Source organism: Muricoprocola aceti, from assembly GCF_025567005.1.
Taxonomy (GTDB): Bacteria; Bacillota; Clostridia; order Lachnospirales; family Lachnospiraceae; genus Marvinbryantia; species Marvinbryantia aceti.
In genome coordinates, this window is sequence record NZ_JAOQKE010000011.1 from 1 (window position 1) to 17,250 (window position 17,250).

The following is a 17,250-nucleotide window of genomic DNA, read 5'->3' on the forward strand; positions in this document are numbered from 1 at the left end:
CCGAGTTTAGCTACACGGCTCACTGGCGATTACCGTGACCGGACTTACACCGGCAAGTGTGGTCCAGCTTCGCTGGACACACAACATAAAAAAGTGTCTTCGACACTTCAACTCCCCTGCCCCTCATTCATGAGGGGTTAGGGGGTTTTCTTTTTTTCCTTTTTCCTGCATAATAATCTTATGAACATACTTCAAAATATTTTTGCTGACCATTACGAAGAAATGCTTTACATCCTTCATCCACGCCAGTCTGTCATTGAAAATGTTGACAAAATGATCTCCTGCGGAGATCCATCTTACGGTGGTGCTTTGTTTGGGTGCCCTGTCTGTGGCAACCTTAAATATGTCGCTTCTCGCTGTCATTCCAGATTTTGTCCCACCTGCGGCAACTCTTATTCAATGATCCGCGCTACCACTATGTCCTTTAAGATCATCGCCTGTCAGCATCGACATCTCGTTTTTACTATCGCCGAAGAACTCCGACCTTTCTTTCTAAAAAACCGCTCCCTTCTCAATTGCCTTTTTGCCGCTGTTCGTTCCGTTATCTTACGTATGTTCCAGAAATTCTCCAAATCTGACCCTGTCACTCCCGGTTTTATCTGTGTCCTTCATACTTTCGGCCGTGACCTCAAATGGAATCCTCATATCCATTGTCTTCTTTCCGAAGGCGGAATCAGCGAACACCTCTTCTGGCGCTCCGTTTCTCATTTTCACTATAAGTACCTCCGGGATTCTTTTCAGACTGTCCTACTTTCTCTTCTTCACAAAACTCTCGGAAACTCTTTTAAAAAAACAAAAGCTTCTGTTTATTCACAGCATAAAAATGGCTTTTACGTTTATGCCAAACCAAACAAATGTAATCCTTCCTCTGTAATCAAATACATCGGTCGCTATCTTGGACGTCCTGTCATTGCTACTTCCAGAATCGATGATTATGACGACGATTTTGTCACTTTTCATTATAATCGTCACGAAGACAATCTCCTTGTCATCGAAACTCTCCCTGTCCTGGATTTTATTTCTCGATTGATTCAGCATATCCCTGAAAAACACTTTAAAATGATCCGTTACTACGGTATCTATGCCAGACACCGTCCATCTGACTCCAAAATACGAAGAGCCATTTCTCGCGATAAACATAAGATTCTTCTTTCCTTCCACAAGTGGCGTACTTCTATTCTTTCTTCTTTTGGTTATGATCCTCCGAAATGTTCCTGTGGCGCCACTATGCTCTTCCTGGAACTTTACCATAAACACAAACGTGTTCCTCTCGATGAATTATATAAAAAGGTAATGGCTCGTTCACGGGCTTGCCGTTCTCCTTCTCATATATAGCCTTTTACAGTTTTCTCCGTCTGTGTTAAACAAAAAAACGGAGGCACCACCATGAATACAAACATCGAGGAACTCAGAAAAAAATATATCAAAAATCCTCCCGACGGTATGACTTCAAAAGATGTTCGCGAAATGTCGGATGAAGCACTTCTGGACATGGATTACTTTTTAAATGAAGATGATCTTTTTGATGACGAGGCTGGTGTAGAAGGTTTTTATATCTTCTAATCCGTGTTGTCTTTGAACTGTGCCTGCCTTTCGGCAGGCCTTTTTCATTCGAAAGTTCTCTAAAAGAGAACTTTCCTATAAAGTAAAAAAAGCGATCTTTCCTTTGTTTTAAAGGAAAAACCGCTTCTTACGAGCAGGGGATGAGAGAATCGAACTCCCGCTAAAAGTTTTGGAGACTTCTGTCATACCATTTGACCAATCCCCTGTGTGTTGCTCACCAAATATTTATACCATGATTCCTATTTTCTGTCAATATCTTTTTGAAATAATTTGACGTTTTTCTTAAAAAATGATACGATCTACTCGCAAAAACATATAGCAAAGGAGTATTACTATGGCCATGAATTTTCAGTCTCTGCTTCAGCTTAAAAGTCTGTGGCAGCGTTTTACCGATCAGCACCCAAAGTTCCCTGCTTTTTTACGCGCAGCCCAGCCAGCTCTGAAAGAAGGCAGTGTAATAGCTTTTTCGATTACCACCCCGGAAGGAAAGATCATCGAATCTAATCTGAAAGTTACCTCCACGGATCTGGAATTGATCGAATCTCTGAAGCAAATGTCTCAATGATACATACAAGCCCCGAGAAACCAGTCTTTCTAATTTCCGGGGCTTATTAAAAATTTTCTGCTTTATGCCGGGAACAGGATGATAGCGAAAATTCCTGTGATCAATACAGACAGAAGCATCCGCTCTACCCAGATGATTACCATATCTTTGAACTTTACCGGAACTTCTGTCGCCATCAGGCACGGCACGAAGCTGGCCAGGAAGATAATGGAAGTAACCGGGATCACTGCCATCATGTACCTGGTACGCATACTCCATTCTCCTACTGTTACCAGCAGTGCCGGAATAGTCACTTCTACAAATGATACAGCTGCGCCGGTACAGGCAGTCACGGCTTCTGCCTTTGGAATAGAGATTCTCATAAATGGATAGAAGAGATAACCCACCCATTTCACAATCGGTGTATACGTATACAGCAGTACACCCGCCGTTGCAAAGAAGGCTGTTCCTGATGCTACAGTTCCCAGTACGCCGATCGTTTCTTTCATGATATAACCGATTCTGCTGATCAGCGGATCTTGATTCGCGGCCACATCCAGTGCCTCTTTCCAGGCTACTTTCAGAATGTTTTTCTTGATCAGTGGTTCCGGACAGGCTTCCACTCCCGGATAACAACGATCAGGGATCTGACGAAGCGGATAGATCCGAACGCCGATCAGGCTGACCAAAAGTGTAATCAAAAATGCAGTCCAGAAATACAAATTCCAGTATCCACGTTCATTTAACCCGGTATTGTTGGCCAAAGCCATCAAAAATCCCACCGACACGGTAGAAAAACTGGTTCCGATTACTACCGCTTCCCGTTCTGTCATTCTTCCCGTTTTATACTGATCATTCACCGCAATGTGTCCTACTGAAAAATTTCCAAGAAATGCAGACACCATGATCACAGCCGCTCTTCCAGGGAGTTTGAATACCGGACGCATAATTGGCCGTACCAGTACGCCCACAAAATCCACCAGTCCATAATCCACCAGCAATGGCAGGAATAGCGATGCTGCCGGAATAGAAATGGAGATCGTCACCAGAATACTGTTCATAATAAACATACAGATACTTTTATCGCTCAGTGATGGCACTGGTTCAAAAAACCATTCCATAAATCCTGGATGCCAGCCCAGGTAGATCTCCAGCATAGCAAAGCATAACAGACCAAATCCCACAATTTTAAATACGGCAAATACGGCTGCTACTTTGGTTGTATGCCAGAACTTATCCGGCCGCAGTACAAACAGGTCCACAATACTGTAAACACCAATTCCCCACACGATCAGCGGCATTGCTTTAAAATTACCTGTAAACAATGCTGCTTTTAGAAAATTGGTCAGATGAGACACCATCACATTACTCTGTGCCGGAACAGCTCCCCATTTCCAGATTCCAAGCTGTATCTCATATCCCGGAAATGGTACATTGATAAAAAATACAAAAATTCCTAATAACGAAAATGCTACGAACTTCAGGTACGCAGACCATTTATATGTTGTTTTTTCCATACCTTCTCCCTTTTTTATCCCAATCAGGATAAAAAGCGAGCCGGGAACGTGATTTTCCCGGCTCATTTTCTGTCCTTTTGGTGCCTCTCCTATTCTATGCCGGAGGCTTTAAATTCCATAAGTTTCTTTATTGTATTTGTCAATTTCATCATTGATGATCGGATCTACATGTTTGAACAGGCATCCTGGAGCACCGTAGGTAATACATGGAATGAAGTGTCCGCCTGGTCCATAAGTCTGGCATGCTCTGCGTACTTCCTTGCGGATCTCTTCTTCGGTAGAATCTGCACGGTCTACAACAGATGCATCTAGTCCGCCCATCAATGTCATTCTGCCAGCCAGCTGTTTCTGGAGCTTTGGAATATCATTTTCCGGAAGTGCTCCCTGCCAGATATCAATTCCCAGTTCTACCATATCTTCTACGATTGGTTCCATAAAGGAATCTGCGTGATGCATAATGATAATACCACGCTCTTTCATATAACCATAGGTTTTTACATACTGTGGTTTGATAAATTCACGCCAGGTATCCGGGCTGACGAATAAAGAATGTTTGGATCCCCAGTCATCATGGCTGAGCATGACATCTGGTTTGATGTTATCTACGATCAGCTTCATATACTGATAACGATATTCACCGATTGCATTACAAAGATCCATCATATCTTCCGGCTCCAGCAGGAAGTTCATCAGCATATCTTCGAATCCCATGAGGAAATGAAGTCTTTCAAATACACCGGTAGGCATAAATGCCATAACCAGATCACCTTTGGCACGAATCTCTTCCGCCTGTTTAATGAACGGTTCCCACAGTGCAGGGTCAGAGCAGTTTGCTTCCAGATCCGGCATTACCAGCTGATCTTTCCATTCAGTAATATCGCTGATCACCTTGTTGTCATTGGTTACATGAGGCATTGCTGCTACCTGGTTTTCCGGCCAGAGAATGGTAGTTCCAAAGCGGTCTTTCATTGGTTCCATTCCTGGATGACGGTTGCCTCTGATATACATTGCTGCCGGGTTTGGAGGGAAGAATGCATTTCCTTCATACTGTTTTACCAGACGATCCGGTTTGCCGTCTACTTTTAATGTCTCTAATAAGTTTTCTTTTGCTGTAAGCATAATAAATACCTCCAAATTATATATTTCTGTTTTTATGATCTCGCATTGATCTCAGCCTGATAAGTCTCAACCTTATCTCTTGTGATCTTAAATCCAAAAATCAGAAGCAGCATACCAACCAGACAGAAGATCGCCGGAACCAGTGCAAATGCAATGGTCATACCCTGTCTTGCTGTACCTTCCAGTACCGCACCTGACTGCCAGCCAACTGCTACCAGACATGCGCTGAGGATCGTTCCACGAAGGAATACGGCTACTTTTAATGGCAGATTCTGAAGTCCCATAATCCATCCGGATGCATCTTTTCCACTCTTCCAGGTTGCGTATACAACGGTATCTGCGTACAGTGCAGGAGATGCTGCAAAAGCCATACCATAGAAGAACTGTGCAACGGTCATCAGTGCAATAACTACATATGCATTACCATACATAAAGTAAATCAGGCACAGGGAAACGGTCATTCCAGCATAAGCAAGAATCATAGTTGTTCTAGAAGACAGTGCCTTTGAGATATATCTCATTACAAATGCTCCCAGGATTGCACCAATGGCTACGCTGAGCAGATATGGAGCCATCAGTCCCGGATTGCCCATAGCATCACGGAAGTAATAAATCGCAGATGCCGCTGTTACGAATTTTACACACCACTTTGCCAGGTCGGCCAGCATCAGTACCATCAGTGGCGGATTCTGGAACAGAGAAGAAAACAATACCGAGCTGCTCCATACACTGAATGTGTATCTGTCTCTGGAACGCAATGCCCTTCAAACAGCCAATGCATTATTTATTCACCGCAGTACACTCTTCTATCGCCTGGAGCGTATTCAGAAGCTGACAAGGCTGAATCTGGATGATGCAAAAGTACGGCTGGTACTGCTGCTGTCCTTTGCTATGTTAAAGAAATAAGGAGGTGCCTATGGATACCAAAGATCTTCGCTGTTTTCGTCTTGTATACGAAGAACGCAGCATCAATCAGGCTGCCAGACATTTATTTATTACCCCACAGGGTCTGAGCCGCATCATCAGCCGACTGGAAGAAGAACTTCATACCCTCCTTTTTGAGCGCACTTCCAGTGGTATGATTCCTACCAAAACCGGTGATTATTTTTACGAACAGAGTCAGAAGATTCTCTACCGTCTGGAAGATCTCAAAGTTACGATTCAACAGATTGACAAAGATGGCAGACCTTTTCGCATCGGCTTCGCCTGTGGCGTTTTGAATATACTTCCATTACAGAAGTTAAATCAACTGTCTCAGGAATTTCCTGATCTGTCCATTCAGTGGGAAGAGCTGATAAATAAAGAAGTTTTAGAAAAAGTTGTTAATGGCTCACTGGATGCCGGATTTGTGATTGGTACGATACCTCAGATTGACCTTTTTTCTGTTCCTGTATTCAGCTGTCATATGATTGCCCTTGTCTATCCAGGTCATCCCTTCTATGAACGGGACAGTCTCAGTATAGAGGATCTGAAAGAGCAGCCATTGGTCACTCTGAATCAAAAGTATGACAGCTATCACAATCTGATTCAGCGATGCAGTGATTTCGGTTTTTCACCTGCCATCGCCATACGTACTATGGAAAGTCCTCTGATTTACCGTTTCTGTCGGGAGAAGTCCGGGATCGGTATTGACGCTGATATCCACCAGTCTGATCATCTGCTGGGGGATCTTCATGCGATTCCACTGCGGGATGCCATTCCATGGAAAGTATCTATGATCTGCCGGGAGAATGATTCTTCCTCTTCTGTGGTTGCTTCCCTGATTCAGCTTTCTCAGGTATCAACCATTTGTTGACAGGTACCGTCATTCTATTGATGGATGGTTTCTTCCATTCCTGCTATGCTATATTTAGCAAATCTACACAAAGACATTGGAGGAAACAAAACATGAAAAGGCATTTTCCACATTTATGCAGTCCTATCACCATTGGACGGGTAACATTCCGTAATCGTATGTTTTCTGCACCTATGGGAGGAACTGATATCACCAATGATGGTTGTATTGGTCCAAAATCCACAGCTTTTTACGAGTTGAGAGGAAAAGGCGGCGCTGGTGCAGTTACTGTCAGTGAATGTATGGTGCACCCTGAGACCGATGGTTCGCACGCTTACCATCTGGATACTTCTATCCTGAATTCTCTGGCAGCAGCCACTTATACAGCTGATGCCATTCACCGCCATGGAGCTGTTCCAAGCCTGGAATTGTCTCATTCTGGTATGTATGCCGGTACTTATATGACTGATAAAAGCAAACAGCACAATATGCATCAATGGGGTCCAAGCGATACCGTCCGTCCAGATGGGGTTCCGGTCAAAGCTCTGACCACAGACATGCTTTCGGACATTGTCGCTTCTTATGGCCGTGTTGCAGGTCTTGCAAAGCGCGCCGGATTCGGTATGATCATGATTCACGGTGGACATGGCTGGCTGTTAAACCAGTTTCTTTCTCCATATTTTAATAAACGTACCGACGAATATGGCGGAAGTCTGGAAAACCGCTGCCGTCTTGCCATTGAAGTATTAAAATCTGTCAGAGAAGCTGTTGGACCTGGATTCCCGATTGAATTCCGCATGAGTGGATCCGAGCTTTTCGAAGGTGGCTATGATCTGGCAGAAGGGGTTCGCATTGCCCAGATGATTGAGCCATATGTGGATATTATTCATGTATCTGCCGGCACCTACCAGCGTGGTTTTGGAGATACGCATCCATCCATGTTCAAAGAGCACGGATGCAATGTCTATCTTGCCGCCGAGATTAAAAAACATGTCTCTGTTCCGGTTGCCACGTTAGGCGGTCTGAATGATCCACAGCAGATGGAAGAGATCATAGCTTCCGGAAAAGCTGATATTGTATATATGGCCAGAGCCCTTCTGGCTGACCCGTTTCTCCCAAGGAAAATCATGGAAAACCGTGAAAACGAAATCGTACACTGTCTGCGTTGTTTCACCTGCATGGCAGAGCGTGCCGTCACTGCCACCAGGCGATGCACTGTTAATCCATTAATTGGACGGGAAATTGAAGGAAATGAAGTATCTCCAGCACCGGTATCTAAGAAAGTTCTGGTAGCCGGCGGTGGACCTGGAGGTCTCTATGCAGCTTATACCGCTGCAAGGCGCGGACACCAGGTTATTTTATGCGAAAAAGAGGCGCAGCTGGGTGGCATCCTGAAAAGTGAGCAGGCGATTCCATTTAAACAGGAAATGTACCAGTTATCTCAGACTTATGCGCTTTTTGCACGGAATTCCGGCGTAGAAATCCGTACCTCCACAGAAGTCACACCAGAGTATGTAGAAAAGGAAAATCCGGATGCACTGATCATTGCCGTTGGATCTGAGCCTCTGGTTCCGCCAATCAAAGGACTGAATGGAGACAATGTTGTGATCGTAAATGACTATTATCTTGAAAAAGAAAAGGTTACCGATCAGGTTGTTGTTCTGGGCGGAGGACTGGCTGGATGCGAATGTGCCATCCATCTTGGCATGGAAGGAAAGCATGTGCATCTGGTAGAAATGCGTCAGGAACTGGCTCCAGATGCCAATATCCGTCATCGTCCTCTGCTGCTAAAAGAAGTGGATAAGTATGTGACAGTCCATACCGGCTGCAAGGGACTTGCCGTAACAGATGAGGGAGTTCTGTGTGAAACTGACACTGGAGAAGAGATTCTGATCCCGGGTACTTCCGTGATCTGCGCTCTGGGACAGCATTCCCGTACCAGCCTGGTAAACAGCCTGCGTGACAGTGCTCCATACATTGCAGTTATTGGTGATGCCTCCAAAGTATCTACTATTACCAATGCGGTCTATGAAGGTTACCACGCCGCACTCGATATTTAATCTGAGAATTTTTATTGATACCAGGGACATAAAAAATAAACAAATTGTAACTGTTCAGTACCTTCACAGTTACGAGTCAAAATCCTATGTGGGGTATCACATCCATGAAAGCATGTGATACCCCACATTATACTATCTCATTCTCATCAGATACTGCATCGCATCGCGCACGGTCTCCAGTCCAATGATCCGGATTCCCTCTACCTTTTGCAATGCTTTCATAGATACCTTCGGCATCAGCACTGTCTCAAATCCCAGCTTCTTTGCTTCCTGTACACGCTGCTGTGCCATATTCACTGAGCGGATCTCTCCGCTCAGACCCACTTCGCCAAAAGCGATGGTCTTCTCATCTATAGCAATATCTTTATAACTGGATACCAGTGCCAGAATCAGGCCCAGGTCAATAGCTGGCTCTGTCATCCGAATCCCCCCTGCAATGTTCACATACACATCACAGGCTGACATCTGCATTCCTGCCCGCTTTTCCAGCACCGCCAGCAACAGATTCACACGGTTAAAATCGGTGCCCGCCGTGGTTCTGCGTGGCATCGGCAGATTGGTGTGACACACCAGCGCCTGGATCTCAATGAGAATTGGACGGCTTCCTTCCATGGAACAGGCTACAATAGAACCTGATGCATTCTCCGGCTTGCCATCGAGCATATATTCTGACGGATTGGTCACTTCCCGCAGACCACTCTGCCGCATCTCAAAGACACCGATCTCATTGGTAGAACCAAAACGGTTTTTTACGCCTCGCAAAATACGGTAAGATGCATAGCGGTCTCCCTCAAAATACAATACTGTATCTACCATATGTTCCAGCACTCTCGGTCCTGCCACCACGCCTTCTTTGGTCACATGACCCACCAGAAAAATGGAGATTCCCATTCCTTTTGCAATCTGCATCAACACATTGGTGGCTTCTCTCACCTGAGACACACTGCCCGGCGCTGCTGACACTGCTTCGTGATACATGGTCTGAATAGAGTCGATCACTACGATCTCCGGCCTGATCTTCTCTATAACCGAACGTACCAGCTCCAGATTCGTCTCACACAACAGCATCAGATCATCCTTAAAATCCCCAATCCGCTTTGCCCTCAGCTTAATCTGCTGCACTGACTCCTCTCCAGATACATACAACACCTTATGCCCCGTTCCAGTCAGATTGTGGCAGACCTGCAGAAGCAGTGTTGACTTTCCAATACCAGGATCACCACCCACCAGCATCAGGGAACCGGCCACAATGCCGCCTCCCAGCACACGATCCAGTTCTTCCATACCAGAAGAGATTCTCTGACTCTCATCCGTCTGTATCTCTGACAACCGTACTGGCCGTATCTCTGCTGCCGCCTTCTTTACCGCAGCTGAGCCGGTGATCTTCGCCACCGGCTCCTCTGTAAAGGTGTTCCACTCATGGCAGGCCGGACACTGTCCCTGCCACTTTGCTGATTCATAACCGCAGTTCTGACAGAAAAAAGCGGTTGATTTTGCTTTCGCCATATACTTCTCCCCAACCAGTTGTATCTGTCCATTCTCCGCATTTACCATGGGATTTTGAACAGATACCTCTTTTTCCTACTTTTATTTTACCGTAAATCTCATTTTATCGTTGACATACCCCACAGCGACCTTATCGCCCCGTTTGATTCTTCCTTCCAGAATCTCTTCTGCCAGAGCATCCTCCAGCTGTGTCTGAATGGCTCTCTTTAACGGTCTTGCGCCATATTTGGCATCGTATCCGGTCTCTGCAATGTGCTTCTTCACAGAGTCACGCACATGAAGCTCAATATCCATCTGATCTTTGCAGCGCTTTTCAAATTCCTTCAGCAGCAGTGCCACAATCTTCGCAATCTCTTCCTTGTTCAGGGAATGGAAGACGATGATCTCATCAATTCGGTTCAGGAACTCCGGCTTGAAGACCCGCTTTACCTCTTCCATGACATTGCCCTTCATACGCTGATAATTCTGCTTCTCATCCTCTCCTGCCAGGAATCCCAGCTTCTTCGGTTCCTGAATTGCTGCCGCACCAGCATTCGATGTCATAATCAGAATGGTATTCTTAAAATCCACCTTTCTTCCCTGGGCATCCGTGATATGACCATCATCCAGTACCTGCAGTAAAATATTAAATACATCAGGATGAGCCTTTTCTATCTCATCAAACAAAATCACAGAATACGGATTCCTTCTGACCTTCTCACTGAGTTGTCCTCCTTCTTCATATCCCACATATCCTGGAGGTGATCCCACCAGCTTGGATACGCTGTGTTTCTCCATATATTCGGACATGTCCACACGGATCATGGCCTGTTCACTGCCAAACACCACGTCCGCCAGTACCTTGGACAGTTCCGTCTTTCCCACACCGGTCGGTCCAAGGAACAGGAACGAACCAATCGGACGTTTCGGATCCTTCAGCCCCACACGGCCTCGCTTGATTGCCTTCGCCACTGCTGTCACTGCCTCATCCTGTCCAATCACTCTCTGGTGCAGAGTCTGTTCCAGCTTCAGCAGCCGATGGGATTCCTTTTCTTCCAGCTTCTGCACCGGAATCTTTGTCCACATAGATACGATCTCTGCGATCTCATTCTCGCCAATCTCAGGCCGTTTCTTCTCAGCCTTCTGATCATGGCGTCTTTTTGTCTCCTCCAGCTTTTTCATCAGCTTGTTTTGTTCCTGATTGTATCTGGAAGCTTCTTCCCATTCACCTAAAATTATGGCATTTTCCTTCTTTTCGGACAGTTCCTCCATTTTTTCCTGAAGTACACCAAGTCCATCCGCCGTTTCTGCACGCTTCAGCTGCCTTCTGGATGCCGCTTCATCAATCAGATCAATCGCCTTGTCTGGCAGAAAACGATCATTGATATAGCGTGTGGCATAGGTCACTGCTGCTTCTATCGCTTCATCCGTAATTGTCACCTTATGATGGTTCTCATAAGCCTTTCGCAGCCCCTTCAGGATCTCTACTGTCTCCTCTGGCTTTGGTTCTTCCACTACAACAGACTGGAAACGTCGTTCCAGCGCAGGATCTTTTTCGATATACTTGCGATATTCACCGATCGTAGTCGCCCCAATCAGCTGAATCTCACCACGGGAAAGTGCCGGCTTCAGAATATTGGATGCATCCATGGCGCCTTCTGCACCACCGGCGCCAATGATGGTATGAAGCTCATCGATAAACAACAGTACATCACTTCTCTCTGAAACTTCCTGAATCACCCTCTTGATTCGCTCTTCGAATTCGCCTCGATACTTGGATCCGGCCACCATTGCTGCCATATCCAGCGTATACAGCTTCTTTCCTCTGATACTGTCTGGTACGGTATCTGCCACAATACGCTGTGCCAGTCCCTCCACTATAGCTGTCTTTCCCACACCTGGTTCTCCAATCAGGCATGGATTGTTCTTGGTTCTTCTGCTCAGGATCTGGATAATCCGTTCAATCTCTGCCTCACGTCCTACTACTGGATCCAGGCGTCCTTCCGCTGCCTGCTGTGTCAGATTACGGCTGAACTGTTCCAGCATGGTTCCTCCCTGCTGACCTGCCGCCTGGTTGCTTTTTACTGTACGCATATATTCTTTATAACGGCTCTCTTCCAGCCCCAGACATTCCAATACTGCCATAAATACCTTCTGTACCTGTATTCCCATTGTGTGAAGCAGTCTGGTAGCCACACAATCTACATCCTTCAGAATTGCCAGAAGCAAATGTTCCGTTCCCATCTTCTCCTGTCCAAAGAACTGTGCTTCTTCCTCGCCCTGTGCCAGAATTTCTGTCGCACGGGGTGAATAATCCATGATTCCCCGTTCTGCTAACATTCCTTCAGGGACGATCAGTTCCTGAATCAATTCCATCAGTTTCTGTGCATCTACTTTGCATTCCTTCAAAATTGCTGAAGCCATACCGTTCTCTTCCCGCATCAGCCCCATCAGTAAATGTTCAGACCCGATATAGCTCTGTCCGCATTGTTTTGCGGTCTGTTTTGCATATTTCAATGCTCGCTTTACCTGTTCGGTATATTGCATATTCTACATCCTTCCATTCTTCATATCTTTTAAAATCTCATCCACCATACTGTGGATCTCATCCTCTGTAATATTCTTACAGCAGGCCTTAGCCAGGCTGACCCGAAGACTGCTTCTCAATTCTTCTATCGCCTGCATCTTATCTACATCCAAGGCTATCACAGCCCCTTTTCTCCTGTCAAGCCGCAGAAATCCCTCCTGACGCAATACGGAATATGCCTTATTCACCGTATGCATATTCACCCCGATATCATCTGCAAGCTGTCGTACGGACGGAAGTGCTTCCCCCTCCTGGAGCGATGACGTTGCAATTCCAAGAATAATCTGATTTCGGAGCTGAATATAAATGGCTTCATCGCTCTGAAAATCTATCTCTATCATTACCATATGCTCACTTCCATTTCTTTCATCTTATATGGTTATATTACCATCTGTTATATGGATTATAGCACAGATGACGGGTGCAAATCAAGAAAAGAAAAAAAGAACCCCGTATGAAAACGAGATTCTTTTTCCTTTGTTCTATAAATCAATCATATCTACATTGACATCTGGTTCTTCAATACTGCTCTGTACCATAGTCGGCTGCTGTGGCGGAACCTGCTGCATCTGCTGTGGTACCTGTTGCTGCGGAGACATCTGAGGCTGCACATTCTGCTGTGGTGCCATCATTGGATCCTGCTGCATCATCGGTTCTGGCTGCATTTGTCTTGCATCTCTGCCCTTTGCTTTCTTTGCAGCCTTCCTGGCTTCCTTCTCCTGCTTCTTTAACTCTTTCTTAGATGGAGCAGGTGCTGCTTCCTGTGTGGCTGCCGCCATATTCATTGGCTGTGCCTGAAGCTTCTGGGAAGCATTGCCAAATGCTGCATGTACTGTTCCGGACATATCATTCATCTGTGGATTCTGTCCCTGCATTGGCTGTGGTGTATTCTGAACAGGTGCATAATAGTAGTCACTTCTCATGTTCTGTTCTTTTCTTGCATATTCATAGCTTTCTGTTACCTGTCCTTTTAAGGACTTGATCTCATCTTTCATATCCTTGTTTCTCAGGCTCTGATTGATGATCACGAATAACAGGATTACTGCAAATGCAATCAATCCATATAAAATCTTCATCAGCTTGTCCAGACGATCTGCGAAATCATCGTTTTCTTTCTGGAGAGAAGTCAGCTGCTGTGTTTTTTGTTCCAGCTGTGCTGCTGCTTCTGACTGCGCAACCTTTTCGGATTCTGTTGCCAGCTTCTCAGATTCTGCTTTTGCTTCTGATTCTGCCTTTGCAGCTGCATCTTCAGTCTCTGTCTCACTCTGACTTCCATCACTTCTTACATGCAGCACATAAGTAGCAGTTGCTCCATTCGCTGCCTGTACCGAAATAGATACGGTACCTGTTCCATCATCAGACAATTCCGTTCCGCTGATATCAGTAATCTCTGCGCTGTCCGCTGATTTTACAGGATCCAGCTGAAGCTCTTTCGTTCCTCCTGCTACTGTAACGTTGTATTCCAGTGTTGCATAATAGAATTCCGGCTCACAGGAGACTGCATTTTCCAGTCCCAGGCTGTACAGGGAATTGTCCCCGGATGTACTGTCATAGTCTTCTGCAGATATACTGACTGCCAGCAGGCAGATCAGAGAGCACACCAGCAGCAACACCCGGCCGATGATTTTCTTCATTTCCTTCATGTTTTTACCTCTTTCTTTTGTTCTAAGCCTCATCAATGGCTTTTCCTATATCATGTCGATAATACTTGTTCTCAAAACTGATCCAGTTTACCGCATCATAGGCATTGGCACGAGCCTTTTTCAGATCCGCTCCCTTGGCCGTTACTCCGAGCACACGTCCACCGTTTGTAACGATTCCTTTTTCTGTTTTCTTTGTTCCGGCATGGAATACATAATAGCCGTCTTTGTCCTTAAAATTTTCGAATCCGGATATCACATAACCTTTTTCATATTTTACCGGATATCCATCCGATGCAAGGACTACGCAGACCGCCGCATTATCTTCGAATTCCAGATCAATCTGATCCAGTGTTCCATCAATGCATGCCTCAAATACCTCTACCAGGTCTGTCTTCATTCTCGGAAGCACAACCTGTGTCTCAGGATCTCCAAAACGGGCATTGTATTCCAGAACTTTTGGTCCGTCTTCTGTCAGCATCAGTCCGAAGAATATAATTCCCTTGAACTCTCTGCCTTCTGCTGCCATAGCGTCTACAGTTGGCTGATAAATATATTTTTCGCAGAACTCATCCACTTCCTTCGTGTAGAAAGGACTTGGAGAAAATGTTCCCATACCGCCTGTATTCAGTCCGGTATCTCCATCACCGGCTCTCTTGTGATCCTGTGCACTGGTCATGGTCTTAATGGTCTTGCCATCTACAAAAGACAATACAGATACTTCCCGTCCGGTCATAAATTCTTCGATGACCATACGGTTGCCGGATGCACCAAACTGCTTATCCAGCATAATAGACTTCACACCAGCCTTTGCTTCTTCCAGTGTCTGACAGATCAGTACACCTTTTCCAAGGGCAAGTCCATCTGCTTTTAATACAATCGGGAACTTTGCCGTCTCCAGATATTCCAGTGCTTTCTCCGAATCATCAAAATTCTCATATGCAGCCGTTGGAATATGATACTTCTTCATCAGATCCTTGGAAAAGGCTTTGGAGCCTTCCAGAATCGCTGCATTCCTGCGTGGTCCGAATACTCTTAATCCCTGTGCTTCAAACACATCTACAATTCCGCCAACCAGGGGATCGTCCATACCGATCACTGTCAGGTCAATCTCATGTTCTTTTGCAAAAGCTGCCAGTTTGTCAAATTCCATGGCACCGATCGGTACACATTCGGCAAATTCTTCGATTCCGGCATTTCCCGGTGCACAGTAGATTTTCTCTACTTTTTTATTCTGCGCAATCTTCCATGCGATGGCATGCTCTCTTCCGCCGCTTCCTACGATTAATACTTTCATACGTCCTCCTCACATGAAAACTACTTTTCCATTCTCCACTCTGATACGTCCATTAGCGATCAGGTCAATCGCCTTTGGCATAATAACCCATTCTGCCTGCTCCATCACTCTCTGCTGCAGAATCTTTGGAGTATCTCCCTGCTGTATCTCAACTGCCTTCTGCAAGATAATCGGACCAGTGTCGGTTCCTTCATCCACAAAATGTACCGTTGCTCCAGTCACCTTTACACCGCGTTCCAGTGCCTTCTCATGCACCTTCAGGCCATAATAGCCAGTTCCGCAGAAGGAAGGTATCAGCGACGGGTGAATGTTGATAATCTGATTCGGGTACGCCTGAATCATTATCTTCGGTATGACCACCAGACATCCTGCCAGTACAATCAGATCCGGTTCATAGGACTGAATTGTCTGAAGCAGCGCCTGATTAAAAGCTTCTCTGTCTGCATAAGACTTCGGTGACACACAAACCGCCGGAATACCGGCTTTCTTTGCTCGCTCCAGTGCATACGCACCTGGATTGTTACTGATTACTACACCAATTTCTGTGTTCGTGATCGTCCCATCTGCGATTCCATCTATGATGGCCTGAAGGTTTGTACCGCCTCCGGAGACCAGAACTGCCAGTTTTAGCATAATTCTACTCCTTTTTCTCCGTCTGCAATCTCACCGATCACATAAGCCTTGTCCCCTGTCTTTTCAAGAGCTGCCAGTGTCTTTTCCACATCGGCAGGATCAACCGCAAGTACCATGCCAATACCCATATTAAACGTATTGTACATCATCTGTTCTTCAATCTTTCCTTCTCTTGCCAGCATCTTGAAGATAGCCGGTACTTCATAACTGTCTTTCTTTACAACAGCCTTTGCTCCATCTGGAAGCATTCTCGGAATATTCTCATAGAACCCACCACCGGTAATGTGGCTGCATCCCTTAATGGTCACACCGGACTCTTTTACGCTGCGCAGAGCCTTTACATAGATTCTGGTTGGAGCAAGAAGCGCCTCTCCCAGTGTCTTACCCAATTCTTCATGATAAGTATCCAATGTTTCTTTATCCATCTGGAATACTTTACGAACCAGTGAAAAACCATTGCTATGTACTCCAGTAGATGCTATACCCACCAGTACATCTCCTGCCTTGATATGTTCACCGGTGATCATGTCTTTTTTATCTGCCACGCCAACTGCAAATCCTGCCAGGTCATAATCATTCTCCGGCATCAGTCCCGGATGTTCTGCTGTCTCTCCACCGATCAGAGCACAATCAGACTGTACACAGCCCTCTGCCACACCACTTACGATAGCGGCAATCTTTTCCGGATAATTCTTTCCACATGCAATATAATCCAGGAAAAACAGTGGCTCACCACCTGCACAGGCGATATCATTCACACACATTGCCACAGCATCAATGCCGATGGTATCGTGTTTATCCATGATAAATGCCAGCTTTACTTTCGTTCCGCATCCGTCTGTACCAGATAACAGAACCGGTTCCTCCATGTTCTTGATCTTTGCCAGGGAAAATGCACCTGAGAAACCACCCAGACCTCCGAGAACTTCTTCTCTCATAGTTCTCTTTACGGACTCCTTCATCAGTTCTACTGACTTATAACCTGCTTCAATATCTACACCTGCGTTCTTGTAATCCATAACCTGTTCTCC

16 protein-coding genes and 1 tRNA gene are annotated in these 17,250 nt (G+C 45.6%); 6 read left to right on the forward strand and 11 right to left on the reverse strand.

Annotated elements, in window-relative coordinates; translation table 11 throughout:
* Window positions 1-180 precede the first annotated feature (180 nt).
* Both OCV47_RS09335 and OCV47_RS09340 read left to right on the forward strand, forming a co-directional pair.
* Window positions 181-1,335 (forward strand): IS91 family transposase, encoded by a 1,155-nt coding sequence (locus tag OCV47_RS09335; RefSeq protein WP_262654818.1) that lies wholly within the window; start codon window positions 181-183, stop codon window positions 1,333-1,335.
* Window positions 1,336-1,386: 51 nt separating this feature from the next.
* Window positions 1,387-1,563, forward strand: a complete 177-nt coding sequence (locus tag OCV47_RS09340; RefSeq protein ID WP_262654819.1) for a hypothetical protein — start codon at window positions 1,387-1,389, stop codon at window positions 1,561-1,563.
* 134 nt (window positions 1,564-1,697) lie between these two features.
* Here the strand turns inward: OCV47_RS09340 and OCV47_RS09345 are convergent.
* A tRNA-Trp gene (locus OCV47_RS09345) sits at window positions 1,698-1,768 on the reverse strand.
* Window positions 1,769-1,897: 129 nt separating this feature from the next.
* On the opposite strand from OCV47_RS09345, the gene OCV47_RS09350 reads away from it, so the two are divergent.
* Window positions 1,898-2,128 (forward strand): hypothetical protein, encoded by a 231-nt coding sequence (locus OCV47_RS09350; RefSeq protein ID WP_317244246.1) that lies wholly within the window; start codon window positions 1,898-1,900, stop codon window positions 2,126-2,128.
* Between the two features lie 62 nt (window positions 2,129-2,190).
* Here OCV47_RS09350 and OCV47_RS09355 read toward each other — a convergent pair whose 3' ends face one another.
* The 3 genes from OCV47_RS09355 to OCV47_RS09365 all read right to left on the reverse strand — a co-directional run bounded on the left by OCV47_RS09355 (window position 2,191) and on the right by OCV47_RS09365 (window position 5,453).
* On the reverse strand, window positions 2,191-3,624 hold the full coding sequence (locus tag OCV47_RS09355) for a YjiH family protein (protein ID WP_262654820.1): 1,434 nt from the start codon (window positions 3,622-3,624) through the stop codon (window positions 2,191-2,193).
* Window positions 3,625-3,732: 108 nt separating this feature from the next.
* Window positions 3,733-4,743, reverse strand: a complete 1,011-nt coding sequence (locus OCV47_RS09360; RefSeq protein ID WP_262654821.1) for a uroporphyrinogen decarboxylase family protein — start codon at window positions 4,741-4,743, stop codon at window positions 3,733-3,735.
* 32 nt (window positions 4,744-4,775) lie between these two features.
* Complete coding sequence (locus OCV47_RS09365; protein WP_262654822.1) at window positions 4,776-5,453, reverse strand: MFS transporter; 678 nt, start codon at window positions 5,451-5,453, stop codon at window positions 4,776-4,778.
* Between the two features lie 19 nt (window positions 5,454-5,472).
* On the opposite strand from OCV47_RS09365, the gene OCV47_RS09370 reads away from it, so the two are divergent.
* The 3 genes from OCV47_RS09370 (at window position 5,473) to OCV47_RS09380 (ending at window position 8,577) form a co-directional block, all read left to right on the forward strand.
* A complete protein-coding gene (locus OCV47_RS09370) occupies window positions 5,473-5,649 on the forward strand; it encodes a helix-turn-helix domain-containing protein (protein WP_262654898.1) in 177 nt (58 codons plus the stop codon).
* Window positions 5,650-5,659: 10 nt separating this feature from the next.
* Entirely contained in the window at window positions 5,660-6,538 is an 879-nt protein-coding gene (locus OCV47_RS09375) for a LysR family transcriptional regulator (protein WP_262654823.1), read from the forward strand.
* 92 nt (window positions 6,539-6,630) lie between these two features.
* Entirely contained in the window at window positions 6,631-8,577 is a 1,947-nt protein-coding gene (locus tag OCV47_RS09380) for an oxidoreductase (protein WP_262654825.1), read from the forward strand.
* A 132-nt stretch (window positions 8,578-8,709) separates the two neighbouring features.
* Here the strand turns inward: OCV47_RS09380 and radA are convergent, their stop codons facing one another.
* The 7 genes from radA to purM form a co-directional block, all read right to left on the reverse strand.
* Window positions 8,710-10,083, reverse strand: a complete 1,374-nt coding sequence (gene radA / locus OCV47_RS09385; RefSeq protein WP_262654827.1) for a DNA repair protein RadA — start codon at window positions 10,081-10,083, stop codon at window positions 8,710-8,712.
* Window positions 10,084-10,164: 81 nt separating this feature from the next.
* Window positions 10,165-12,609 (reverse strand): ATP-dependent Clp protease ATP-binding subunit, encoded by a 2,445-nt coding sequence (locus OCV47_RS09390; RefSeq protein ID WP_256298931.1) that lies wholly within the window; start codon window positions 12,607-12,609, stop codon window positions 10,165-10,167.
* Window positions 12,610-12,612: 3 nt separating this feature from the next.
* The gene (locus OCV47_RS09395; RefSeq protein ID WP_117448629.1) at window positions 12,613-12,996 is read right to left on the reverse strand and encodes a GntR family transcriptional regulator; all 384 of its coding nucleotides are present in this window, start codon (window positions 12,994-12,996) and stop codon (window positions 12,613-12,615) included.
* 135 nt (window positions 12,997-13,131) lie between these two features.
* On the reverse strand, window positions 13,132-14,292 hold the full coding sequence (locus OCV47_RS09400; protein WP_262654829.1) for a cadherin-like beta sandwich domain-containing protein: 1,161 nt from the start codon (window positions 14,290-14,292) through the stop codon (window positions 13,132-13,134).
* Window positions 14,293-14,314: 22 nt separating this feature from the next.
* Window positions 14,315-15,586, reverse strand: coding sequence for a phosphoribosylamine--glycine ligase (gene purD, locus OCV47_RS09405; protein ID WP_256298926.1), 1,272 nt, complete (start codon window positions 15,584-15,586; stop codon window positions 14,315-14,317).
* A gap of 9 nt (window positions 15,587-15,595) precedes the next feature.
* Window positions 15,596-16,219, reverse strand: a complete 624-nt coding sequence (gene purN, locus OCV47_RS09410) for a phosphoribosylglycinamide formyltransferase (RefSeq protein ID WP_117448627.1) — start codon at window positions 16,217-16,219, stop codon at window positions 15,596-15,598.
* Window positions 16,213-17,238, reverse strand: coding sequence for a phosphoribosylformylglycinamidine cyclo-ligase (gene purM / locus OCV47_RS09415; protein WP_256298924.1), 1,026 nt, complete (start codon window positions 17,236-17,238; stop codon window positions 16,213-16,215). The genes purN and purM overlap by 7 nt, the downstream gene beginning before the upstream one ends.
* Window positions 17,239-17,250 lie beyond the last annotated feature (12 nt).